This window comes from Pseudarthrobacter sp. GQ63 (assembly GCF_059758765.1).
Window position 1 is genome coordinate 14,379 of the sequence record NZ_JCAXEF010000019.1, and the last position, 23,681, is coordinate 38,059.

Consider the following 23,681-nt stretch of genomic DNA (forward strand, 5'->3'; position numbering starts at 1 on the left):
GCGTAAGACCACGGTCAGCAGACGGCAGGCTCAGCCCGCCAGCAGCCACACGATGAGGATCAGCGACGGCGCCGCTGCCGCCGTGGACAGCAGGACGGTTTCCCGGGCCACGGCAACCCCGCGCCCGTACTTGCCGGCGAACAGGAACACGTTCTGGGCCGTGGGAAGTGCCGCCATGAGCACCACGCCCAGGAGCATGTGGTGGTCCAGGTTGAACAGGAAATGCCCCACGGCGAACGCGACCGCCGGCATCACCGCGGACTTCAGTGCTGTGGCCGTCAGGATCTCCGCCGTGTGCCCGCCGCTTCGGAGCATCCGGGTGCCGTGCAGGGACATGCCGAAGGCCAGCAGCACCACCGGGACGGCAGCCCCGCCCAGGAGGGTAAGGGGTGCCATCACCGGATCGGGAAGGTCCACCTTGAACGCGGCCAGGACCACGCCGAGCAGTGACGCGATGATCATCGGGTTGCGGAAGGGCTGGGAGAGCAGCAGCCTGGGCGACACCCGGCCGGCGGCGGAGAAGTCCAGCAAGGTGAGGACCACGGGCGCGAACAGGAGGAGCTGGACCAGCAGGACCGGCGCCACCGGGGTGGCGTCGCCCAGGGCGTACAGCGTGATGGGGATGCCTATGTTGTTGGCGTTGACGTAGGAGCTGGCCATCGCACCGATGGCGGTCTCGGCCAGCGGCCGCCGGAACCACAGCCTGCTGGCCAGCACGTACAGCAGTGCGGTGGCCGACGCCGTGGCCAGGGCCAGCGGAACGTAGGCGGAAAAGACCACGGTGAGGTCCGATTCCAGGACCACAGTGAACAGCAGGACGGGGTTGGTGATGAAGAAGGCAGTCCGCGTGAGCGCCGACACCGTGGGCTCCCCGCCCAGCCCGCAGCGCGCGGCAATGTACCCCACGGCGATGACCGCGCCGATGACCGCCAGCCCCACCAGCACACCGCCCACGAGTGGTACGTCCTTCCAGCTCCGCCGCCTGCGCAGGAATTCCGGGACGCGCAGTACTACAAGCTCCAAACTTATCTGACAAGTGGCGCCGGGCAGGGCAGCCCTCGACACGGCACCCCTGCGGACGGTAGAGGTTAACGATGGTTACTGTCGGCTTCCACGCCTCACACGAACAGATCAGTCCCGCCCAACTGCTCAAGGACGTCCAGCACGCGGAACAGGCAGGATTCGATGCCGCCATGTGCTCTGACCACATTGAGCCGTGGTCCGCCCGGCAGGGCCACTCCGGGTTCGCCTGGTCCTGGCTGGGCGCGGCGCTGGCCACCACCAGCCTGCGCTTTGGCGTGGTGACCGCGCCGGGCCAGCGGTACCACCCCGCCATCATCGCCCACGCCTCTGCCACCCTTGCCGGCATGTTTCCGGAACGGTTCTGGATGGCCACCGGAAGCGGGGAGAACATGAATGAGCACGTCACCGGTGACGCCTGGCCGCCGAAGGAAACACGGCAGCGCCGGCTGGAGGAGTGTGTTGAGGTAATCCGGCGGCTGCATCGCGGCGAAGAGGTCACACACCATGGCCTTGTTACCGTGGAACAGGCCCGGATCTGGGACGTGCCGGACTCCCCGCCGCCGATCATCGCCCCGGCCATCAGCGTGGAGACCGCCCGCCGGTCCGCCGCCTGGGCGGACGGCCTGGTAACGATCAACCAGCCCGCCGACAAGCTCAAGGACATGCTGGCGGCCTACCGGGACAACGGCGGCCGCGGCAAGGCCGCGCTGCAGGTGCACCTGTCCTGGGCCCCCCGTGAACAGGACGCGGCAGCCATTGCCCTGGACCAGTGGCGGACCAACACCTTCGCCCCGCCGGTCCCGTGGGACCTCCCCACAGCGGGGCATTTCGACGGCGTGAGCGGGCATATCGGCGAGGACCAGGTCAGGAAGGCGGTCAACGTCTCGGCAAGCCTGGACCAGCACGCCGAGTGGCTGGGGGCGTACGCGGCCCTGGGCTTCGACGAACTCTACCTGCACTTTGTGGGTCAGGAGCAGGCCCCGTTCATTGATGCGTTTGCAGCGGATGTGCTTCCTCAGCTGCAGGGCTCGCAGGTCCAGGCGCCGGCGCAGGCACCCGCATGAGGCTCGCCGAAACTTCGGACCTCTGGTGGAAGAACGCCGTCGTGTACTGCCTGGACGTGGAGACGTTCTTTGACGACGACGGCGACGGCACCGGCGATTTCGCCGGCCTCACCCAGCGCGTGGACTACCTGGCCGCGCTCGGAGTGACATGCATCTGGCTTATGCCGTTCTACCCCTCCCCGGACCGGGACGACGGGTATGACGTGACGGACTTTTTCGCCGTGGATCCCCGGCTGGGCACCATGGGGGACCTGGTGGAGTTCATCCGGGCGGCAAGGGACCGTGGCATGCGCGTCATCGCCGACTTCGTGGTGAACCACACCTCGGACCAGCACCCCTGGTTTATCGAAGCCAGGAAATCCACGGACAACAAGTACCGCGACTACTACGTGTGGCGGAGCGACACTCCCCCGGACACCTCCTCGGAGGTTGTGTTCCCGGGCGAAGAGGACTCGCTGTGGGAAAAGGACGAAACCACCGGCGAGTGGTACCTGCACATGTTCGCCAAGCACCAGCCGGACCTCAATGTCACCAACCCCTCCGTGCGGAACGAGATCGCCAAGGCAATGGGGCTGTGGCTGGAACTGGGCCTGGACGGGTTCCGGCTGGACGCGGTGCCCTTCTTCCTGGAAACCAGGGGGCAGCCCAGGGACGAGGCGGCCAACCTGGATCCGCACGGCTTCCTTGCCGCCCTGCGCAGTTTCGTGAGCCGCCGTAACGGCAGCGCCGTGCTGCTGGGCGAGGTCAACCTGCCCTACAAGGAACAGGTGGAGTTCTTCGGCGGGCCGGACGGCAACGAACTCAACATGCAGTTCGATTTCATGTCCATGCAGTACATCTACCTGTCCCTGGCCCGCGGGGATGCCCGGCCCCTGGCTGAAACGCTCAAGAGCCGCCCGCCGCTGCACCCGGACAACCAATGGGCCATGTTCGTGCGCAACCATGACGAGCTGACCCTGGACAAGCTCAGCGACGGCGAGCGCGAGGAGGTGTTCGCCGCTTTCGGGCCCCGGAAAAACATGCAGATCTATGGACGAGGGCTGCGCCGGAGGCTTCCGCCGATGCTGGGCGGCGACCCTGAGCGCCTCCGCATGGTTTATTCGCTGATGTTCGCACTGCCCGGCACGCCGGTGCTGTTCTACGGTGAGGAAATCGGCATGGGCGAGGACCTCCGGCAAAAGAGCCGGGCAGCGGTGCGCACGCCGATGCAGTGGAACGACGGGAAAAACGGCGGCTTTTCCACGGCCAAGGCCGCGGACCTGGTGGCACCGCTGGCCCGGGGAGAATACGGTCCCGAGCACGTCAATGCCGCGGCCGCCAAACGCGACCCCGGCTCGCTGTTCAACTTCATGGTCACCCTGATCCGCCGCTACCGGGAATCCGCAGAGCTTGGCTGGGGGGACTTCGCCATCATTGAGCAGTCCGAGCCGGCGGTCTTCGCGCACACCTGCAGCACGGACACCGGCGCACTGGTGCTCCTGCACAACTTTGGGGAGGAGCCCGTGAAGGTGAAGGGGACGGTGGGCGCTGAGGACGGGCCCGCGAATGCGTTCAGGGATGCCACCCTGCTGGACCTGTTCGACGGCGACGACGTCACCCTGAATCCCGACGGCGGCTTCACCGTGGAACTGGAACGATACGGCTACCGCTGGTACCGCCTCCACCGCAAAGGGGACAGGCTGGCGCCATGACGCTGGCAGCTTTAGCGGCGGCTTTGGCGGCGGGGTCCTCGGTGGACTACGGCTCTCACGTTACTGCCCAAGGTACTCCCGGCGACGGGAAGGGGATCTCGTGAGGTGGGTGGTCCCACTGCTCGTCGTGGTGCTCGGTGGGGCCGTCTTCGTGCTCGGCGGCGCCGATGATTCCCCGGGCCTGCAGGGCATCGGTGCGGTGCTCATGGCAGGCGGGATCATCCTCGGCGTCCGCGGCGTGCGCCGGGACCGCCGCCGGCGGTAGGCAGCAGGCACCGTTGAAGCACCACGCAACTGTGCCGGGGCTGCACGGCCACCGGTACTCCGACCGTAGCCGGCACGTCGTCGGCGCCCGGGTGTGAAAAAATCAACCATGCGCCCCATGCAGCACTCCAGCAAGCTCCAGAACGTCCGCTACGAACTCCGCGGACCCATCCTCCAGGCCGCCAAGGCCATGGAGGCGGAAGGGCACCGGATCCTCAAGATGAACCTTGGGGACACGGCGCCGTTCGGCCTGGAAACGCCGGAGTCCGTGGTGGTGGACATGATCCACCACCTGAGGGGCGCCCAGGGATACAGCGACTCGAAGGGAATCTTCTCCGCACGGACCGCCATCTCGCAGTACTACCAGACGCGCGGCCTGATGCAGATCGGGGTGGAGGACATCTTCGTCGGCAACGGCGTCAGCGAGCTCATATCGATGTGCCTGCAGGCGTTTATGGAAAACGGCGACGAGATCCTGGTCCCGGCACCGGATTACCCGCTGTGGACTGCCGCGGTCACGCTGACAGGGGGCAAGCCGGTGCACTACCTCTGCGACGAAGGGGAGAACTGGTGGCCGGACATGGCCGACGTCGAGGCAAAGATCACCAGCCGCACCAAGGGGATTGTGATCATCAACCCCAACAACCCCACGGGCGCCGTCTACCCGCGGCACATCCTGGAGCAGTTCGCGGCTTTGGCCCGGAAACACCACCTGGTCCTGTTCTCGGACGAGATCTACGAGAAGGTGCTTTATGAGGAGGCCCAGCATATCCACACTGCGGCCGTAGCCGAGGACGTCTGCTGCCTGACGTTCAGCGGACTGTCCAAGGCCTACCGCATGCCCGGCTACCGGGCAGGCTGGGTTGCCATCACCGGACCACTTGCCGCAACCGCCGCGTACCGCGAAGGACTGGAGCTGCTGGCCTCCCTGCGGCTATGCCCCAACGTCCCGGCCCAGCATGCCATCCAGACCTGCCTTGGCGGCTACCAGAGCATCGACGCCCTGGTGCGGCCCGGGGGCAGGCTCCGTGAACAGCGCGATCTCGCCTACCAGCTCCTGACCGAGATACCGGGCGTGACGTGTGTTCCCGCGGCGGGAGCCATGTACCTGTTCCCCCGCCTCGATCCGGAGCTCTACCCCATCAGCAGCGACGAGCAGTTTGTCCTGGACCTGCTGAAGGACCAGAAGATCCTCGTTTCGCATGGTTCCGCGTTCAACTGGCCGACGCCGGACCACTTCCGGTTTGTGATCCTTCCGTCCGTCCTGGACATCCGGGAGGCTGTGCACCGCATCTCCACCTTCCTGGCGGCATACCGCGCCAGCGTGGAACTGCCCTAGCCCCACAAGGCCGCGGCCGCCGTCGGGCCTTGCCCAGTCCTGCTGCGGTGCCCGGGAACCGCTGTCCGGGAAACAGCTCCGGCGCGAAGAACTAACCCGCGCCTAACCGCGGGGAAACGCGGGCGCAACATTGCCTGGGCACACTGGATTCTGCAGGCAAGAGCCGGCACCAGCCCCAGCCAGGAGGCCCCGCCATGAAGCAGAAAGCGACACCACATGTGACCCGAGTCCGCGCCCTGGACCAGCTCCATCGCGGCGACGAGATTGAAGCCCGCCTCTCCGTGGGCCCTTCCTACGACGACGTTGTGATCCGCCGCGGAAGTGTCCAGGAAACCGCGCCGGGCATCGGCGTGGTCTGGATCCTGGACCGGCTCACCGGCCTGCGCAAAGCCATCAATACGGACGAATGCAGCGTTTGGCGGCTCGCCTGAAATTGTCGGGATCCGCGGCCCGGGTGTAGCCAGCAAGGGCTGCCCGCCGCACCGGAATCTTCGACACCAGGGCCGTTCAGCCTCCGGCAACCGACTGGATGACCAGCACCTCCTGGCCAGGAGCCACCTCGGTTTCCAGGCCCTGCAAGCGCCGCACCTCGTCCCCGCCGACGTACACATTCACGAAGCGCCGCAGCGCGCCGGTCTCGTCACGGAGCCGCCGGGCCAGCACTGCGAAGTCCGAGGTCACCGCATCGAGGAGTTCTTCCACCGTAACCGGCCCGTCGGCGGGCGCAGTCAGGACGGACTGCCCGCCGGCCAGCGGCTGCAGGACGCTGGGAAGCACCACCCTGATTTCCCGCAAGCTGCTGTCAGGCACCGGCAATCACGGCTGCCCGGACACAGAGCACATCCGGAAGATGGGACACAACCTCCTGGAACGTCCCGCCTTCGTCCGCACTCGCGTAGACCGAGCCGCCGCGCGTCCCAAAATAGACCCCGGCCGGCTCCGCTGTGTCCACGGAGGCAGCATCGCGCAGGACGCTGTTGTACTCCCCGGTGGGCAGGCCGTTGCTGAGCCTTTGCCAGGTGGATCCGGCGTCGTCCGTGCGGTGGACGGCCAGTTCGCCGTCCGGCGGAATGCGTTCGCCGTCCGCTTTCAGGGGGATGACCCACGCTGTCCCCTCCCGGCGGGGATGGGTGAGCATTACAAAGCCGAAATCCGCCGGCAGCCCCTCCGCGATGGAGTCCCAGCTGTCCGCGTTGTCATCCGTGCGGTAGACGCCGTGGTGGTTCTGGGCATAGAGGCGGCCGTCGACGGCGGCATCCGCTGCGATCTTGTGCACGCACTGCCCGAACTCCGGGTTGGGATCGGGCATGAAGTAGGCCGAAATGCCGCGGTTGCGCGGCTCCCAGGACGTGCCGCCGTCGAGCGACCGGTAGACGCCTCCCGTGCTCATGGCCACGTGGACCGTGTCCCCGGCCGGATGGACCACGATGGAGTGCGCGGCGGCACCGCCGTAGCCCGCGCCCCACTCGCTGCGGTGGGGGTGGTCCCACAACCCGCGGTTCAGTTCAAAGTGTTCACCGCCGTCGGTGGATTTCCAGACGGAGATGGGCTCCGCTCCTGCCCAGACGACGCCCGGCCGCGCTTCGGCGTCCGGATAGATCTGCCAGATGCGCTCCAGCGCGGCACCCGTGTCCTCCGGAAACCTGACGGCGCCCTGCTCGGGCTCGGACCAGGTGGCGCCCAGGTCATCGGAGTGTGCAACGGTGGGACCCCAATGCTCGCTGCGGACGCCCACCATGATCCTGGTCCGGCCTTCCCGGGTGTCTATGCCAATGCTGGGGATCTCGCTCATCAGGAAATGCGGGCCGGTGAAAGACCACTGTTGCCTGTCCTTGCTGGTGGCCAGCCAGAGGCCCTTTTTGGTCCCGATCGCTAAGACAAAACTCTCTGCGGTTGCCATGCCCACCATGCAACCACCGCGCACAGCAGCCCGCAATGGTTATTTTGCCTCTCTGCCGGGCGTGCGGAGGGCTAGTCCACGAACTCCGACTGGGTTTCGATAAAGTCCCAGTCCGCCGGGGTCAGGACGGCCGCCGGATTGTCCGGATGCGGGCCGCCCGCTTCCGCAATCCCCTGGAGCACCGGAAGGGGCAGCTCATCGGCCCGAAGGTTTTCCCGCAGCCATTCCTTGCTTGCCAGGTCCAGGTCCAGCCACCACATGTAGATTTCCATGACTTTATGCACCTTTCGTATGTTCCAACGTTAGGCCCGGGCGGATGCGCGGACAAGACACACCTGTGGCAGGCAGGTAGCCAGTGCAGGGAGTCCGCCGGTGATGCGGGTACCCGCAAGTAACCGCATGGACGGGCCGCCGGAAAAGACGAGTACCCCCTACTCAGGACTGCCTCCGGCCGCCACCCCTAGCCTGAAAACTCAAGCAAGCTGACCGTGTTGCTGGGGCATTCGGCGCAAGTGCTGGCCTCCTCATCATGGTCCGTTTCACCAAAAGAACCTGGGGAGAAAACAATGAAACGTACCTTTGTGACTGTGGGGGTCGTCGGGCTGGGGCTGCTCAGCGTGACGGCACCGGCCATGGCAGCGCCTGAAAGAGTCATCGTCTGCCACAACGACGGAGGCAGCTGGGCGCCGCTGGAATTCAACATCAACGGCCTGAACGGCCACGACCAGCACCCGCTGGACATCATTCCGCCCACCTCCGAGTCGCCCGGCAAGAACTGGACCGACGCCGGAAAACTTCTCTACGTCGACAAGTGCGCGGCGTTGCCGCCGGGCGAAACACTGCCGGAGGTGCCGGACGAGGAGGAGCCGGCTGAGGAGGACCCGGTGGTGGAGGAACCGGTGGTGGAGACGCCGGTAGTGGAAACACCTGTGGTGGAAACGCCGGTGGTGGAAACGCCTGTTGTTCAGACGCCCGCCGGGGAGACACCCGCGCTGACACCTGCTGCCGAGCAGTCCGCGGTGGTTCCGCCGGCAGCAGCGCCCGGTGTGGCCCCGCAGGCAGCCGCGCCCATTGCGCCTGCTCAGCGGGCAGCCGTCCAGCAGCCAACCGCTGTAACCGGGGCCACCAGTCTCGGTACCAATCAGGGGTACAACGCCCAGACCGCCGTCGGTGGTTCTGACAGCACCCCGTCATGGCTGGCCGGGCTGGGAGCGTTGGCGGCAGCAGGAGCGGCAGTGGCTCTCCGCCGCCGGTCCCGCCCGTTCACCCCGGCCGGCTGATACAGCAGGGGCAGCACCGCCGCAGCCCTGGCTCGTGGCTTGGTCAACACGGACTGGGCTGCGGCCCTTGACAGGGAAGGCGTCCCGCCAGTGCCCGGCGGGGCGTCTTCCCTCCTTTCGTCTAATCCCTTCGTAAATATCGAGGAGCACCATGGCCAAGGTCCACAGCCGGCACGCAGCGGGCGCGAAGCGCGCACCGCGGCGCTGGAACCGTGGGGACCTGACCATTCTCCTGTGCGGCATCCTGGCGTTCCTGTCCATCACCTTTGGCGCACCACTCCTGACGCACACGGCCCCGGATGTCAGCACGGAGGGTTCGCTGGTGGTTGTCCAGCCAGCCGCCGCAGGCGTCCCGGCCACAGACCCGGCGCCTATCGCGGTTACGGGTACAGCGGAAGGAACCGCCGCGCCTTTCGACTCCTCCGCCAGTCCCGCTGCGGCCCCCCTGCTGCCCGAAGCCGCAGAGCCCCGCCGCATACGCTACCCATCCGCCGGCTTCGACGTCCCCGTCCACCGCCTGGACCTGGATAGCGACGCCCAGGCAAACCAGACCGTTGTGCCGCCCGAAACCAAGGACGGCTACTGGCTGGCGCCCTTCGGCACCCCCGGCCACGGCTCAGCCAACACCACCTACGTCATCGGCCACAGCTGGGACGGCGCGGAGGCACCTTTTAATCACCTGAGTTCAGCGGCAACAGTGGGTGACCGGTTCGAGGTGGACACCGCAACCGGCACCATCCCTTACCAGGTGGACACCGTCACCACGTACCTCAAGGCCACCCTCAAGGACAGCCCCATTTGGGAGATCGTGCCCAACCGCCTGGTCCTGATCAGCTGCTACACGGAGGACCCATGGGGGAAAAACGTGGTTGTCACAGCCTCGCCCGCCGTTCCCTGACGGCCCGAAAGGCACACGCTCTCCACACGCCCTATCCAAGAGCATTCAAGGAGGCTGAAAATAAGCTATGAGCCCGGAACAGATGAGCAGTAACCCGCCCCTGGTGGTGGGCATCGCACCCGGACAGCACGCGGAAGTCCTGCAGACCGCCGTCTCACTCGCCGCCCGCCTGGGGACGCGGTTGCTCTGCGCCTATGTGGATGAGGCCAGCTTCCTGGTGGACTGGGACCCTGCGCGGCCCGCCCACCGGCTTTCCCTGCACCCCGACACGGACGACGCCAACATCGGAGCCGTGGCACTGGAGCTTAAGTCGGCCATAGAAGCGGCGGTGGCAGGCGTCCCGCCCGGTACCGCAGCGGCGGAATGGACCCTGCAGACCCTCGCCGGGGATCCTGCCCGCGCACTCGCCCGGCTCGCAGCCGAAAGCGACGCGCCGATGATCATCGTGGGAACCTCTGAGCGCGGCTTCTCCCATCGCCTGGCGGAAGCCCTCAGCGGGTCCGTGGGTGCCTGGCTCACGCACCACCAAAGCAGGCCTGTCCTCATAGTTCCCTACCGGATGCCTGCCCATGACGACCGGCCGTGAAACTAAAGCGAAAGTAGTTATTCGGGGTGCTGGCGGACCGGACTACCAGCCAGTATGCTGAATCAAGCAAGACGGGTTCCAGCGCGATGGAACCCGGATATTGCCCAAAAGCTGCTCCGGAGTGCGTATCCCCCAATAACGCACTCCGGAGCTTTTTTGTGCCCCGGCCTCGAGGCCGCCCAGGGCGGCCCATACCCCCTGGGGGTACTTGCTGGTATACCCCAAGGGGGTATAGGGTGGGACCATGAGCGGAATTGAAGAAGCAGTCAGCGGGCACGCCACGGACCTGCAGCCGCCGCACGGCTATACGGGCAATAAAGAGGCTTACCTCCGCCGGCTAAAGCGCATCGAGGGCCAGGTCCGCGGGATCGCGCGCATGGTGGATGAGGACAAGTACTGCATCGACATCCTCACGCAGGTCGCGGCCGTCACCAAGGCCCTGCACGCCGTCAGCCTTGGCCTGGTGGAAGAGCACATCGGCCACTGCGTGGTGGGGGCCGCCTCCGAACCCGACCCGGCAGCCCGCGCCGACGCAATCGACGCCAAGGTTAAGGAAGCCGCCGACGCCATCGGCCGGCTGCTCCGCTGACGAAAAACCTACCCAACAAGCGCCGGTTACCGCCGGCAAACCTGAAGGAGCAGCCATGAGCACCACCTCCCCCACCACCACACGGGTCAGCGTCTCGGGAATGACCTGTGGCCACTGCGTTTCGGCAGTCAGCGAAGAACTCGAAGCGCTGGCCGGCGTCGAAGAGGTAACCGTGGAACTGAACGCCGGAGGCATCTCCACAGTGACCATCACCTCCAGCTCGGAGCTGTCCCCTTCAGAGATCGGGGAAGCGGTCGCCGAGGCCGGCTACCTCGTCGTCGCCAACGAAGCCTAAGAACGCCACTGAAACAGGGGACCCCATGAGCAACCAGGAACTCCTCCACCAGCCCGCTACCCGGGTGGTGGAACTCGACATCGAGGGCATGACCTGCGCCTCCTGCGTCAACCGGGTGGAGAAGAAACTTGGCAAGCTCGACGGCGTGCAGGCCTCGGTCAACCTACCCCTGGAATCAGCCCACGTCACGGTGCCGGCAGGCATCACTGACGAGCAGATCACGGCAACAGTGGAGGCCGCGGGGTACAAGGCAACCATCCGCCAGCCACTCAAACAGGACCAAAGCCCGGCCAGCGAAACCGGGGACCTCCCCGCAGCGAAGCTCCGCCCCCGCCTGATCCTTGCAGCGGTTCTGACTGTCCCTGTCTTCGTCATCTCGATGGTGCCGGGAGCCCAGTTCCCGCACTGGGGCTGGGTGGCAGCCCTGCTGGCCTTGCCGGTGGTGACCTGGGCAGCCTGGCCATTCCACCGGGCCGCGGCCATTAACGCCCGCCACTTTGCATCCACCATGGACACGCTGGTGTCCATCGGCGTGACGGCGGCGTACCTGTTCTCCGCCTGGCAGCTGCTCGCAGATCCCCGCTTGACTGAACATCCGGGGATGGAAGGCATGGAAACCGGCGGCCTCTACTTTGAGGTGGCAGCCGTCGTCACCACGTTCCTGCTCCTGGGCCGCTTCCTTGAGGCCAATGCCAAGCAAAAGGCCGGCGATGCCCTGCATGCACTGCTGAACCTGGGCGCCAAGGATGCCACCGTCCTCCGTGACGGCAAGGAACAGCGCATCCGGGCCGACCGCCTTCAGGTGGATGATGTCCTGGTGGTCCGCCCCGGTGAAAAGATCGCCACCGACGGCGTGGTGACGGACGGGGACTCGGCCGTGGACGCCTCACTGGTGACCGGCGAATCGGTGCCCGTGGAGGTAGGCCCGGGAAGCCGGGTCACGGGCGCCACCATCAACACCTCGGGCCGCCTGCTGGTGCGTGCAACCCGCGTTGGCTCCGAGACGACCCTCGCCCAGATGGCACGGCTCGTATCGCAGGCGCAGACCGGCAAGGCACCCATTGCCCGCCTCGCTGACCGCATCAGTTCAGTCTTTGTTCCGGTGGTCCTGGCCATTGCCGCGCTCACGTTCGTCCTCTGGCTCCTCTTCACGGGACCGGACGTGGGCAGCGACGACCTCCGCTCGGCGTTCACCGCCGCCGTCGCCGTCCTGGTGATTGCCTGCCCGTGCGCGCTGGGCCTCGCCACCCCGGTTGGCCTGCTGACGGGAACGGGGCGCGGCGCCCAGCTGGGCATCCTCATCAAAGGGCCGCAGGTTCTGGAGGACACCCGCACCGTTGACACCATTTTGCTGGACAAGACCGGGACCGTGACCACCGGCGTCCTTGCCGTGGACGCGACGCTTGCCTTCGGGAACTTCGGGGAACGCGAGGTGCTGCGCCTGGCGGGCGCCGTGGAGGCAGCGTCGGAGCACCCGGTGGCCAGGGCCATCGCTGCCGCGGCACGTGCGGATACCAGGGGGCTGCGCACAGCGGACGACGACGGCGCCCTCCCTGCCGTGGAAGGCTTCCGTTCCGCGCCCGGCGGCGGCGTTACCGGAACCGTTGAGGGCCGGGTGGTCCTGGCAGGCCGGACAGGCTGGCTGGAGCAGAACAACATCACCATCCCGCAGGAGCAGCAGGCTTCACTGGCAGCTGCGGAAGCCTCCGGCGCCACCGCCATCTGGGTGGCCGTGGACGGTCTCGTTGCCGGCATCATCAGCCTTCGGGACACCCTCAAGGAAGGCTCCGCCGCCGCCATCGCACACCTGAAGCGGCTGGGCCTGCGCCCCATCCTGCTCACCGGTGACAACGCGGCCGTTGCCGCCCAGGTGGCGGCCGCCGTCGGCATAGACAAGGACGACGTCTACGCGGGAGTCCTGCCCGAAGGGAAAGTGGAGGCGGTGCGCAAGCTCCAGGCCGGCGGCGCCACCGTGGCCATGGCCGGAGACGGCGTGAATGACGCAGCCGCACTGGCCCAGGCTGACCTGGGTATTGCGATGGGTTCCGGCACGGACGTGGCCATCGAAGCCGCGGACCTGACGGTGATGGGCAACAACCTTGCCCAGGTGGCGCAGGCCATCGAACTCTCCCGCAGGACCCTGGCCACCATCAAGACCAACCTCTTCTGGGCATTCTTCTACAACGCCGTGGGAATCCCGGTCGCTGCCCTGGGCCTGCTCAACCCGATGATCGCCGGGGCCGCCATGGCCGCCAGCTCGGTCCTGGTGGTGGCCAACTCCCTGCGGCTGCGAAGCTTCGGAAAGCAGCCGCCGGCCGGCTATGGCACGCCACGCAGCTTCCGCGCTCAGGCGGCGCCGTAGCGAACGGCCGCCCGCGCCCGGGCCTTGGCTGCCTCTGCCTCCCGGTCCTTGGGCGGCGCTTGCGAAACAAGGGCGTCCAAAAGGTGCTGGGTGATGTGGGCGATCTCGTGGACGGCCTCATCGAAGGCTTCCTGGTTGGCCTTGGACGGCTTGGTGCTGCCGCTGATCTTTCGCACGTACTGCAGTGCGGCGGCGTGCACTTCCTCCGAGGTGGCGTGCGGTTCGAAGTTGTGGAGGGTTCGGATATTCCGGCACATACAGCCATGCTAGGCTCTGGAACGCCTGGGATCGACCCCCCTCGGAACGGTTTGCACACGCACCGGCCATGAGGAGCCCGGCATGGGCAGGGCTGCCCATCGACGCTGCCTCAGGGGCCGGGGTAGGTTTTAGGCAATGGATCTTCCGGATGAGCCGGGGGGCCGAGGGGGATGCCGACCTGGTTCGGATCCACGATTCTATGAGGAGAAACTGATGGCTATTTGGGGTGCAGACGTTCAGCAGCTTCGTCAGCTGGGCAGCAAGCTTCAGGCAGGTGCAACCGAGATCGACAACCAGAAGTCCAATCTCAACAGCCTTCTGCAGAGCACCAACTGGAAGGGACCGGACGCGGACAAGTTCCGCGACGAATGGTCCGGTACCCACACCACCATGCTGACCAAGGTGGCCGACGCGCTTAGGGAAGCCGGCACCAAGGCCAAGCGCAACGCCGAACAGCAGGAGCAGGCCTCCAACTAGTCCCTGCGCACTGCGCAAGGTCCGTCAGGCGGGCCCGGACACCCCACGGGTGTCCGGGCCCCGCCGCGTTTAAGGGCCGGCCCGGCCTGGTGCCGCAACGGCTAAGGGACGGGTTCGACGTCGTTCGCGTGTTCCAGCGGCGACGCCGCCCTGGGCAGTTCCTGGCCGCGAGGCTCCTCCCCGCCCGCTGCGCGGCCGGCGGCCAGCCCCCGCAGCTCATCGAGCCGGACCAGTACCACGCCGCCCACGATCAGGACGCCGCCGAGGAGCTGGATGGCCCCCGGCAGTTCACCGAGCAGCAGCCACGCCCACACGACGGCGAAGAGGACCTCGGTCAGCGACACGAAGGACGCCACCTTGGAGCCCAGCGCCCGTGCGGCCATGATGCCGGAGACGTAGGCCAGCACGGTTGCCAGGACCACCAGCCCCGCCAGCGGCACCCACCAGGGTGTGATCCAGGGTCCCAGCCTGGTGTCCGCCGTGTTGAATGCCATGGGCAGCAGGCCGGTGGCAGCCGCAAGCCACATCACGGCGGCACCGACAAACAGCCCGCCCGAGGCCAGCACGATGGGCGGCAGTGTGTCATTCTCCTTCGCGGTGATGAAGAAGTAGATGGCAAGGCACACGGCAGCAGCCATTCCCCAGAGGACGCCAACAACATCGATCTTGACGGCGCCCGTCAGGTCAAGGACCAGGACCAGGCCGGCGAGGGACAGCAGCGTCCCGCCAAAGGTCAGCAGTCGCGGCCGCTTCCGGCTGGCGGCCCACAGCCAGAGCACAATGATCACCGGGGCAAGGTATTCGAGGAGCAGCGCCACGCCTACCGACAGCCTCGCAACTGCGTTGAAGTAGAAGAGCTGGCAGGCTGCGACGCCGATCAGCCCGAACAGCCCGATGGTCACCCAGTTGTCCCGCAGTTGATGCCAGCGGCCCCTCAGCGCGGGGATGGCGGGCACGGCAAGGATCAGGGCTGCGCCGGTGAGCCGGGCCGTGACGGCCGCCCCCGGCGTCCACCCCGATTCCAGGAGCGCCTTGGCGAAGGACCCGGAAAGGCCGAAGACCGCGGAGGAGAACAGTGCAATGCCCAGGCCGGAGGCGAGGAAGCCGCGCCTGGCTGCGGGCAGACGGCCGGGCGCGCGGCGTGCAGAGGACATTGGTCGCCTCCTGTCAGGAGTAAAATGGGGTTATGGTCATGACAGTACGGGACGGCGCTGTAAGGAGTCAAGATGGTTTTTGCCCCTGACACTGAGGTGGCACTGCGGACCGTGGTGAACCTGGTCAATTCAGCTGCGAACGGGAGCGAGGGCCTTGCCACCCAGGCGGACCTGGACCGCTTCCTGGCGGCCGAGGGCTTCAGCGGGTCCCGCACCCGGGACGGGGATGAGCTGGAAAGCGTCCGCCGCCTGCGCCACGAGCTTTCCGAGCTGTGGACGGCGGATGAGGACGCCGCGGTGGAAACGGTAAACCGCCTCTTGCGGGAGGCGCGCGCCCTGCCCCAGCTGGTCAAGCACGACGACTGGGACTGGCACTTGCACGCCACCACGCCGGAGGCTCCGCTGGTGTACAGGATGAGCACGGAGGCCGCGATGGCCCTGGCGGATGTCATCCGCGGCAAGGAGATGGACCGGATGCGGACCTGCGAGGCGGAGGATTGTGATGCCGCCGTCCTGGACCTCAGCCGGAACAGGTCAAAGCGCTACTGCGATACGGGCAACTGCGCCAACCGCGCGCACGTCGCCGCCTACCGGGCGCGGCAGGCGGCCACCGGTTAGTGGCTGCCCCGGGTGTCCGTGCCGTCAGCCGGCGGGTCCTGCAGGCTTGGGGCTGCGCCGTAGCCATGGGACGGCTTCCGGGCTGAACTGAGGTTCACGCCTGAGCCCTTGCCCAGGTGCTCTGCGTTCTCCTTGTGGCTCATGGAGAGCATTGCCGCCACCACCAGCGTGACGATGAATGCGATGCCGGCCGCGGTGAAGGCCAGGTCAAAGCGGGGGGCACGGGCGCTGCCGCCGGAAGCGAAGATGACAACGGCAAGGAAAGCGATTACGGCCCAGAACGCGGAGAACATCAGCGGGCCCCTCACCGAGGTCCGCAGCTTGCGCGGTTTTCCTGGATGCTGGTCTGCCACGGTGGTTCCTCCCTGCAGGCGGCACGCCGGCCGGCCTGGTTTAAGTGTTGCGGTGGTTTGCCCGGCAATTTTTTCTACAAGAAGTAGAACCGCGCTTTCCTAGTTTACGGCTTACCGGCGGCGCTGCGGGCATCGTGCCGGAGAGTCAGGCCTGACAGGACCCACAGGACACCCGAAATAATCGCCCCTCCGCCGGCCACGCCCAGCAGCGCGTGGGCGCCCAGCCCGATAAAGAACGGCAGGAGGGCTGCGGTGCCGAGGCCAATAATTCCGGAAGTTATCCAGTCGCGGGCCAGGACGTGGCGGCCGCGGAGCGTCAGCCCGATGGCCAGCTCAAGCGCTCCCGCCAGGCCGAGGCCCACGGCAGCGACCACGCCAAACAGCAGGTCCCCATGCATCAGCACCAGGGCAAATCCCGCGCCTGCCATCACCGCACCCGCGGCCGAGAGCATCTTGCCCGGCGCGGCTCCCTGGGGCAGCCCGGCGGCGGGAACAGTGCGGAGCAGCAGCACGCCGGTGGCCAGAAGGTACAGTCCTCCGGCCCATCCCATGACCTCGATGGAGGGCGCCGCCCAAAAGATGGTCAGGGCACCGAACACCAGGGCTGCGGCCGAGCGGAGCAGGACCGGCTGCCAAAGGCCGGGCCCGGCGTCGGTTCCGGAAGTGGTGCCTGCGGGTGTCCTTGGTTGCGTCACCGGTCCAGTTTAGTGGCGGCTCGGCGCCAGCCGAACTTCGCACGCATCCCGGCCGGCGCTCATGCGGACCCGAGCACCATCCAGCGGTCCGACCGGGCGCGCAGGCCGAGCGTCACGGCGCGGGCCGCCATGTAGCCGAGGGCAAAGGCGGCCCAGAGCCAGGCCAGGCCCGCACCGCCCGAGGCTCCCAGCAGTGCAACGGCCACAAGCAACGGCACGTAGGCGGCGAGATTCATCACACCGGCCAGGGCAAGGTACCTGGCGTCCCCGGCGCCGATCAGGACCCCGTCCAGGACGAAGACGTACCCGGCGAGGGGCTGGCCCGCGGCGAGGACCCACAGGGCAAGGGCCAGCGCCGACCTCACCTCGGGATCGGAAGTGAAGAGGGCACCGGCCCACGGAGCCGCTACCGCGAGGAGTAGTCCCGTCACTGCGCCAAAGCCAAGCCCCCAGCGGACCATGGTTCCGGTGAGGAGCCGCGCCTTGCCGGCATTCGAGGCTCCCAACTCCTTGCCGATCAGCGCCTGGGCGGCAATGGCCAGCGCATCCAGGGCGAAGGCGAGGAAGGAAAATATGGTCATTGCCAGCTGGTGGGCGGCAAGGTTGACAGCGCCCTGCGAGGTCACCACAACCACCGTTGCCAAGATAGCGATTCTGAGGCTCAGGGTGCGCAGCATCAGCCAGGATCCCACGCGCGCCATGCTGCGGATGCCCCGCCAGCTGGGCAGCAGGCCCACCCCGTTGCGCACCGCGTTCCGCCTGACGATGGCCAGGTAGACGCCGGCCATGGCCCATTGCGCCACGCTGGTGCCCACCGCGGAGCCGGCTACTGACCATCCCAGCCCATAGACAAGCCACAGGTTCAGCACGATGTTCAGGGCGAAGCCGGCAGTGGCCACCACCAGCGGCGTCCGGGTGTCCTGCAGTCCGCGGAGGAGGCCCGTGCCGGCAAAGATGAGCAGCATGGCCACCAGCCCCGGCATGGACCAGCGCAGGTAATCGACGGCGAAGGCGCGCACCTCGCCGTCCGCCCCCAGGAGTCCGACCAGCGGATCCGCCGCCAGGAAGCCGGCCACTGCGAGGACCACGCCGAGCAGCAGTGCCAGCCACACGCCGTCGCGCCCGGCCGCCAGGGCTTTCCCCAGCTGGCCGTCGCCGATGGCACGGGCCACGGCGGGAGTGGTGGAGTAGGCCAGGAAAACCATCAGGCCCACAGCGGTATGCAGCACCGCCGAAGCCAGTCCAACCCCGGCCAGCTGCGCCACTCCGAGGTGACCGATGATGGCGGAATCGGCAAGCAGGAACAGCGGTTCGGCCACAAGCGCACCGAAGGCCGGGACGGCCAGCCGAAGGATTTCGCGGGCCTGCCCCTTACGCGGCGCAGCGGTGGCGGGGGCAGGCAGGTAAGGCACGCTGTCAGCCTAATCGGCCGGCCGCAGGCAGGCCGACTTGCATGACTAGGGACACATTATGACGTTAATAGTTGACTCTTCAACTATCTACCGTGGACACTGGAACCATGAATCAGTCACGACTCACCACCACCGCCATCACCACCCTCCGGATTGTCCTGGGCTTCCTTTTCGCCGCCCATGGGTGGCAGAAGTTCAACGAATGGACCATTGCGGGAACGCAGGCCTCGTTCGTCAAGATGGGCGTTCCGGCAGCGGAAATTGCCGCACCGGCCGTTGCTGTGCTGGAACTTGCAGGCGGCATCGCCCTGATCCTGGGCATCCTCACCCGCGTGGTGGCAGCACTGCTGGCCCTGAACATGCTGGGCGCCCTCTTCCTGGTTCACGCCCCGGCCGGCGTTTTTGCCGCCAACGGCGGGTACGAGCTGGTGCTGCTCCTCGCAGCTGGAGCTTTTGCCCTGGCCCTGACCGGCGCCGGCCGCGCCTCAGTGGACCGCGCCCTCTTCGGCCGCAGCAACTCAAGGCTTGCCGTCCTGGCCTGACCCACCACCTCCGGCTCGAGTCCGGAAACGCGCGACGGCGGATGGGCACCTCGGTGCGCGTCCGCCGTCGGCCGTTAACCCGCCCAACCCGCCCCCGGAACCGCCGGATCGCCGGAAGACTGCGGGCTCGCCGTTCCGGGACGGCGAAGCGGGCGCTTTCCGGCGATTCCGCCGCCGCCGGGCTGCTGCAGGGCCCACGCACCCCTAACAATCCCGAACATCTAACCCCATAAAGTCACGGGAAAGTTGGGAAAACGCTTGCCATGACGGCATCCGGGCTGGTAAACCAAGATTGCCGCAGTCAAAACTGCGGCACCCTTCCCAGGTCTCAGCCATTCCCCGAATCATCACCCGGAACCTTTCGCGGTATACGTCCGACTAACGCGCCGGCGCGTCTTTGAATCGTTCCAAAAATCCTGGGTCCGCCTTGCCACCGCTCATCGAAGGAGATGTTCGTGAATCGACCCCCGCAACTGACCACGCTTCCACAGGAAGGGCCTCCGTCCGGCCGCAGGCTGCCGGCCGGCGCAAAAGCCGTGACGGCGGCCGTTGCCTCTGCCGCCATCGCCTTCACAGGGCTCCCCGCAGTTCAGGCAGACACCGCCCTCCCTGCAGTGGGCAGCGGCTTCACGTTCGACTTCGGCCCCGGAGCCACAGCCGACGGCTACACGCCGGTAGGGGCCACCAGCCAGTACTCCGCCGCCGCGAGGTTCGGCTTCACGGACACGGCCGCCACCTCCGGTGTGGACCGGGGCACCGGAGACCCGCTGCGGTCCGACTTTGTCCAGGCGCAGGGCAGCACGTTCCAGGTGGACTTGCCCAATGGCGACTACACCGTCAAGCTCATTGCCGGTGACGCGACCGAAGCCACGAACATTGCCATCACGGCCGAAAAGATGGCCAAGGTCCAGCTCACCGACAAGCCGGCGGGCCAGTACCTGGAGATGGAATTCCCCATCTCCCTGGTGGACGGCCAGCTCAACCTCGACTTCACGGGCACAGCGGCCAAAATCAATTCCCTGGTGGTTGCGGCGCGGGCGCCGCGCACGGCCACCACGGACCCGGGCGTCTACCTCGCTGGCGACTCCACGGTGCAGACCTACGACCCCGGCTTCGCCCCGCAGGCAGGCTGGGGCCAGATGATCGACCGGTACTTCGAGGACGGCGTCTCCTTCAAGAACCACGCGATCGGCGGGCGCAGTTCCAAGAACTTCATCACCCAGGGACGCCTTGATGAGATCCTGCGGGTCATCAATCCGGGCGATTACCTGATGGTCCAGTTCGGCCACAATGACGCCACCATCGGCGTGGACGACCGCTACGCCTCCCCCGCCGATTACAAGGAATACCTACGCACGTACGTCAACGGCGCCCGCCAGCGCGGCGCAACCCCCGTCCTGGTGACCCCCGTGGGACGCCGGGACTACGACGAAGCCACCGGCAAGTTCCGCGTCAGCTTCCCCGAGTATGTGGCCAAGATGCAGGAACTCGCTGCCGAGGAGAACGTGGCCCTGGTGGACCTGTCCGCCTCGAGCCGCGCCTACTACGACGAGATCGGCCAGGAGGACACCAAATCCGTATTCCTCCACGTCGATGCCGGCGTGTACCCTAACCGCCCCACCGGGACAGTGGACAACACCCACTTCCAGGAGTACGGCGCCATCCAGATTGCCCGGCTGGTGGCGGGAGGCGTAAAGCAGCTCGACGTTCCGCTGGCCTCCCGCGTCGAGGAAGTCGCACCGCCGTCGTCCGTTCCCGCCAAGCCGCAGGGACTGGTGGCCGGAAGCGTGTCCAACGCCGGCGCGCTCCTCAAATGGCAGCCCGTTGAAGGCGCGGACATCTACAAGGTGTACCGCAAGCTGGCCTCCGAGCCGGACAGCGCCTACAAGCTGACCACCACAGCAACGGTTCCCACTGCCAACCTCGGCGGACTGGCTGAGGGCACCGCGTATGACGTCCGCGTCGCCGCTATGAACGGCAAGGGGCTTTCGGAACCCAGCGATATGCTCACCGTGACCACCAAGCAGGCAAAGTACAAGTTCGACTTTGGGCCCGTGGGAGCTCCGGTCGAGGCGGGCTACACCGAAGTCAACCGGACCATGGGCTACGCCGCCGGGCGCGGCTTTGGGTTCAAGGACATCTCGGTGCTCAGCGACCGGGATCGGGGAGCGGTCACCAGCAACCTGCTGCGGGACTTCGTCCTCAGCGGCTCCAGCTTCGAATTCCAGCTGGACGTCCCCAACGGCACCTACGCACTGAAGACCTACCACAGCGACTGGATCGGCTCCACAAGGACCGACGTTGCGGCCGAGGGCACCGCCTACGGCCAGGTCTCGTCCGGCCGTGCATCGTCGGCAACCAAGATCATCAACCAGGTCCTGGTCTCCGATGGGCAGCTCAACCTCACCATCAGCGGCTCCGGCCAGCGGCTCAACGGCCTGGAGGTCACTCCGCTGCTCGTGGGACCCACCAACCTGCACACCACTGGTGTGAATGCCGCTTCCGAGCCGCCCACCGTGGACCTCGCCTGGGACGCCGTGGCAGACGCCGCCAGCTACAAGGTGTTCCGCCAGGCGTCCTTCGAAGCCGAACCGCAGCTGATCGCCGAGAACGTGGCCACTGCGTCATTCCAGGACACCACTGCCTTCGCGGGACTGACGTACAAGTACTTCGTCAGCGCCCTGGACAACACCGGCCTCGAGTCCGTTCCGTCCAACACGGTGGAGACCGCCCTGGTTGACCCCGCCACTCCGGTGCCCGCTGCCACGGGCAAGGTGGACGTGAAGGCAGTGGAGAAGACGAGCGTCATGCTCAAGTGGCAGAAGGTGTCCGGCGCTGCCGCATACCTCGTCTACCGGTCCACCTCACCCGACGGCCCCTTCGGCTACGTGGGCCGTGCCACCGAAGTGAACTACACCGACTACTCGGTCCTGACCACCATCAAGTACTACTACCGGGTCACCACGGTGAACAAGGGCGGCGAATCCGCGCCCTCACCCGTGGTGGGAACCGAAAAGGTCACCGTAGTGAACCGGCAGATGGAAAACCTGGACCGGGCACCGGTGGCCCTGCTGACCGGCGAAGGCGTGCGGGTGGGCTGGCGCATGCTCGGCCTGGACCCTGAACAGATCGGCTTCCATGTCATCCGCGACGGCGTCCAGCTCACCGAGGAGCCGATCCGCAGCAGCACCACGTTCCTGGACCCCTCCGGGACCTCATCGTCCCGGTACGCCGTCAAGACCGTGGGCAACGGCGGGGAACAGCTCACCGCCGAGTTCACGCCGCTGGCGCAGAACTACCTGGCCGTAAAGCTGGACAAGCCCGCGGATGACTACACGAAGGACGGACAGCCTTACAGCTACTCCGCCGGCGACTCCAGCGTGGCTGACCTGGACGGCGACGGAACGTACGAGATCCTCCAGATGTGGTCGCCCTCCAACTCCAAGGACAACTCACAGGCGGGCTACACCGGACTGGTGTACGTGGACGCCTACCGCATGGACGGCACCAGGCTCTGGCGGATCAACATGGGTCCGAACATCCGCGCCGGCGCCCACTACACGCAGTTGCTCGCCTACGACTTCGACGGCGACGGCAGGGCCGAAGTTGCCATGAAGACGGCGGACGGCACGCGCGACGCTGCCGGAACGGTGATTGGAAACGCTGGAGCAGACCACCGCAACAGCAGCGGCTACGTGCTGACGGGCCCGGAGTTCCTCAGTGTCTTCCACGGGGCAACCGGCACCATCATGGACACGGTGGCCTACGACCCTCCCCGTGGTGACGTGGCAGCATGGGGTGACGGCTACGGCAACCGCGTTGACCGCTTCCTCGGCGCAGTGGCCTACCTGGACGGGGAGCGCCCGTCCATGATGTTCAGCCGCGGCTATTACACCCGCACCGTGCTTGCCACCTACGACCTCGTGGGCGGCAAAATCAGCAAGCGCTGGATCTTCGACTCGGACGCCGCAGGCGCCCAGTACCGCAGCCAGGGCAACCACAACCTGTCCGTAGCGGATGTGGACGCCGATGGAAAGGACGAGTTCGTCTTCGGCTCCATGACCATCGACGACAACGGCAAGCCGCTGTACAACACTGGCCTGGGCCACGGTGATGCCATCCACACCAGCGACCTCGATCCGTCCCGTCCGGGCCTGGAAGTGTTCGCGGCCCACGAGGACATGGGGGCCAGCGGCAACAGGGGAGCCACATTCCGTGATGCGCGCACCGGGGAGATCCTCTGGAGCATCCCGGCCGCCAAGGACACCGGACGCGCTGCCGCCGGTGACATCGACCCGCGCCACGCGGGGGCGGAGGGCTGGGCCATCGGCGGCGACGCTGCCTGGAACTCCCCGGTGGGCGAGCTGCGCTCCGCAAGGGGCGAGCTGATCGCCAACAGCATCCCGGCAGCCAACTTCCTGGCCTGGTGGGACGGCGACCTGCTGCGGGAGATCGTTGACCATGACTGGAACGCGGCAACCACCACCGGCACGCCCAGCATCGCCAAGTGGAACTGGGAAACGGAATCCAGCGACCGGCTGCTCACGGCAACCGGTGCGAAGTCCAACAACGGCACCAAGGGAACCCCGGCCATCCAGGCCGACCTCCTCGGTGACTGGCGCGAGGAAATTGCGTGGCCGTCGTCGGACAGCACGGAGCTGCGCATCTACACCACCACCGCCGGGACCGACGTCCGGCTCCGGACGCTGATGCACGATCCCGTATACCGGCTCTCGGTTGCACGCGAGAACGTCTCGTACAACCAGCCGCCACACCCCAGCTTCTACGTGGGTGTTGGGATGGAACTTCCGGCCCAGCCGGACATCGTCTACACCCGCGCAGGCTGACCCGCCGGATCTGCCCGCTGCCCCGTCCGCCAGC

At 66.9% G+C, this 23,681-nt stretch carries 24 protein-coding genes; 15 read left to right on the plus strand and 9 right to left on the minus strand.

The window, feature by feature from the left end; genetic code table 11:
• Positions 1-30: 30 nt before the first annotated feature.
• Complete coding sequence (locus AC6CHP_RS19570; protein ID WP_188729166.1) at positions 31-954, minus strand: AEC family transporter; 924 nt, start codon at positions 952-954, stop codon at positions 31-33.
• Positions 955-1,094: 140 nt separating this feature from the next.
• Here AC6CHP_RS19570 and AC6CHP_RS19575 point away from each other — a divergent pair, with 140 nt between their 5' ends.
• The 5 genes from AC6CHP_RS19575 to AC6CHP_RS19595 all read left to right on the plus strand — a co-directional run bounded on the left by AC6CHP_RS19575 (position 1,095) and on the right by AC6CHP_RS19595 (position 5,812).
• On the plus strand, positions 1,095-2,087 hold the full coding sequence (locus AC6CHP_RS19575; protein ID WP_498231728.1) for a TIGR03885 family FMN-dependent LLM class oxidoreductase: 993 nt from the start codon (positions 1,095-1,097) through the stop codon (positions 2,085-2,087).
• Positions 2,084-3,778: an alpha-amylase family protein gene (locus tag AC6CHP_RS19580; RefSeq protein ID WP_498231730.1), complete on the plus strand. Its 1,695-nt coding sequence runs from the start codon at positions 2,084-2,086 to the stop codon at positions 3,776-3,778. The genes AC6CHP_RS19575 and AC6CHP_RS19580 overlap by 4 nt, the downstream gene beginning before the upstream one ends.
• A gap of 100 nt (positions 3,779-3,878) precedes the next feature.
• Positions 3,879-4,043, plus strand: a complete 165-nt coding sequence (locus AC6CHP_RS19585) for a hypothetical protein (RefSeq protein ID WP_188728351.1) — start codon at positions 3,879-3,881, stop codon at positions 4,041-4,043.
• A gap of 108 nt (positions 4,044-4,151) precedes the next feature.
• A complete protein-coding gene (locus AC6CHP_RS19590) occupies positions 4,152-5,381 on the plus strand; it encodes a pyridoxal phosphate-dependent aminotransferase (protein WP_188728354.1) in 1,230 nt (409 codons plus the stop codon).
• Between the two features lie 194 nt (positions 5,382-5,575).
• Complete coding sequence (locus AC6CHP_RS19595; protein WP_066272548.1) at positions 5,576-5,812, plus strand: hypothetical protein; 237 nt, start codon at positions 5,576-5,578, stop codon at positions 5,810-5,812.
• A gap of 76 nt (positions 5,813-5,888) precedes the next feature.
• On the opposite strand, the gene AC6CHP_RS19600 is transcribed toward AC6CHP_RS19595, so the two are convergent.
• The 3 genes from AC6CHP_RS19600 to AC6CHP_RS19610 all read right to left on the minus strand — a co-directional run bounded on the left by AC6CHP_RS19600 (position 5,889) and on the right by AC6CHP_RS19610 (position 7,553).
• Positions 5,889-6,176, minus strand: a complete 288-nt coding sequence (locus tag AC6CHP_RS19600) for a MoaD/ThiS family protein (protein WP_188729167.1) — start codon at positions 6,174-6,176, stop codon at positions 5,889-5,891.
• 7 nt (positions 6,177-6,183) lie between these two features.
• A complete protein-coding gene (locus tag AC6CHP_RS19605; RefSeq protein WP_188728356.1) occupies positions 6,184-7,290 on the minus strand; it encodes a WD40/YVTN/BNR-like repeat-containing protein in 1,107 nt (368 codons plus the stop codon).
• Between the two features lie 62 nt (positions 7,291-7,352).
• Positions 7,353-7,553: a hypothetical protein gene (locus AC6CHP_RS19610; RefSeq protein WP_104187071.1), complete on the minus strand. Its 201-nt coding sequence runs from the start codon at positions 7,551-7,553 to the stop codon at positions 7,353-7,355.
• A 294-nt stretch (positions 7,554-7,847) separates the two neighbouring features.
• On the opposite strand from AC6CHP_RS19610, the gene AC6CHP_RS19615 reads away from it, so the two are divergent.
• The 6 genes from AC6CHP_RS19615 to AC6CHP_RS19640 all read left to right on the plus strand — a co-directional run bounded on the left by AC6CHP_RS19615 (position 7,848) and on the right by AC6CHP_RS19640 (position 13,291).
• Positions 7,848-8,561 carry a hypothetical protein gene (locus AC6CHP_RS19615; protein WP_498231733.1) on the plus strand — a complete coding sequence of 238 codons (714 nt, stop codon included), beginning with the start codon at positions 7,848-7,850 and terminating at the stop codon, positions 8,559-8,561.
• A 151-nt stretch (positions 8,562-8,712) separates the two neighbouring features.
• Entirely contained in the window at positions 8,713-9,459 is a 747-nt protein-coding gene (locus tag AC6CHP_RS19620) for a class F sortase (protein WP_188728360.1), read from the plus strand.
• Positions 9,460-9,526: 67 nt separating this feature from the next.
• Positions 9,527-10,045 (plus strand): universal stress protein, encoded by a 519-nt coding sequence (locus AC6CHP_RS19625; protein ID WP_104186814.1) that lies wholly within the window; start codon positions 9,527-9,529, stop codon positions 10,043-10,045.
• A gap of 244 nt (positions 10,046-10,289) precedes the next feature.
• Positions 10,290-10,634, plus strand: a complete 345-nt coding sequence (locus tag AC6CHP_RS19630) for a metal-sensitive transcriptional regulator (RefSeq protein ID WP_188728362.1) — start codon at positions 10,290-10,292, stop codon at positions 10,632-10,634.
• A gap of 55 nt (positions 10,635-10,689) precedes the next feature.
• Complete coding sequence (locus AC6CHP_RS19635) at positions 10,690-10,929, plus strand: heavy-metal-associated domain-containing protein (RefSeq protein ID WP_188728363.1); 240 nt, start codon at positions 10,690-10,692, stop codon at positions 10,927-10,929.
• A 25-nt stretch (positions 10,930-10,954) separates the two neighbouring features.
• Positions 10,955-13,291 (plus strand): heavy metal translocating P-type ATPase, encoded by a 2,337-nt coding sequence (locus AC6CHP_RS19640; RefSeq protein WP_498231737.1) that lies wholly within the window; start codon positions 10,955-10,957, stop codon positions 13,289-13,291.
• Here AC6CHP_RS19640 and AC6CHP_RS19645 read toward each other — a convergent pair.
• On the minus strand, positions 13,276-13,548 hold the full coding sequence (locus AC6CHP_RS19645; protein WP_174177798.1) for a DUF2277 domain-containing protein: 273 nt from the start codon (positions 13,546-13,548) through the stop codon (positions 13,276-13,278). The genes AC6CHP_RS19640 and AC6CHP_RS19645 overlap by 16 nt on opposite strands.
• A gap of 214 nt (positions 13,549-13,762) precedes the next feature.
• Here AC6CHP_RS19645 and AC6CHP_RS19650 point away from each other — a divergent pair, with 214 nt between their 5' ends.
• Complete coding sequence (locus tag AC6CHP_RS19650; RefSeq protein WP_104186801.1) at positions 13,763-14,026, plus strand: WXG100 family type VII secretion target; 264 nt, start codon at positions 13,763-13,765, stop codon at positions 14,024-14,026.
• Between the two features lie 101 nt (positions 14,027-14,127).
• On the opposite strand, the gene AC6CHP_RS19655 is transcribed toward AC6CHP_RS19650, so the two are convergent.
• Positions 14,128-15,180, minus strand: coding sequence for an EamA family transporter (locus tag AC6CHP_RS19655; RefSeq protein WP_188728366.1), 1,053 nt, complete (start codon positions 15,178-15,180; stop codon positions 14,128-14,130).
• A gap of 72 nt (positions 15,181-15,252) precedes the next feature.
• On the opposite strand from AC6CHP_RS19655, the gene AC6CHP_RS19660 reads away from it, so the two are divergent.
• A complete protein-coding gene (locus tag AC6CHP_RS19660) occupies positions 15,253-15,798 on the plus strand; it encodes a CGNR zinc finger domain-containing protein (protein ID WP_104186797.1) in 546 nt (181 codons plus the stop codon).
• Here the strand turns inward: AC6CHP_RS19660 and AC6CHP_RS19665 are convergent.
• The 3 genes from AC6CHP_RS19665 to AC6CHP_RS19675 all read right to left on the minus strand — a co-directional run bounded on the left by AC6CHP_RS19665 (position 15,795) and on the right by AC6CHP_RS19675 (position 18,258).
• Positions 15,795-16,151 carry a hypothetical protein gene (locus AC6CHP_RS19665; protein WP_498231740.1) on the minus strand — a complete coding sequence of 119 codons (357 nt, stop codon included), beginning with the start codon at positions 16,149-16,151 and terminating at the stop codon, positions 15,795-15,797. The genes AC6CHP_RS19660 and AC6CHP_RS19665 overlap by 4 nt on opposite strands.
• Positions 16,152-16,255: 104 nt before the next feature.
• Entirely contained in the window at positions 16,256-16,846 is a 591-nt protein-coding gene (locus tag AC6CHP_RS19670; RefSeq protein ID WP_427116596.1) for a hypothetical protein, read from the minus strand.
• Between the two features lie 59 nt (positions 16,847-16,905).
• The gene (locus AC6CHP_RS19675; protein ID WP_377192564.1) at positions 16,906-18,258 is read right to left on the minus strand and encodes an MATE family efflux transporter; all 1,353 of its coding nucleotides are present in this window, start codon (positions 18,256-18,258) and stop codon (positions 16,906-16,908) included.
• A 107-nt stretch (positions 18,259-18,365) separates the two neighbouring features.
• Here AC6CHP_RS19675 and AC6CHP_RS19680 point away from each other — a divergent pair, with 107 nt between their 5' ends.
• Together AC6CHP_RS19680 and AC6CHP_RS19685 are read left to right on the plus strand one after the other, a co-directional pair.
• Positions 18,366-18,800 carry a DoxX family protein gene (locus AC6CHP_RS19680; protein ID WP_427116599.1) on the plus strand — a complete coding sequence of 145 codons (435 nt, stop codon included), beginning with the start codon at positions 18,366-18,368 and terminating at the stop codon, positions 18,798-18,800.
• Positions 18,801-19,249: 449 nt separating this feature from the next.
• Positions 19,250-23,647, plus strand: a complete 4,398-nt coding sequence (locus AC6CHP_RS19685) for a rhamnogalacturonan lyase family protein (RefSeq protein ID WP_498231743.1) — start codon at positions 19,250-19,252, stop codon at positions 23,645-23,647.
• The last annotated feature ends 34 nt before the right edge of the window (positions 23,648-23,681 follow it).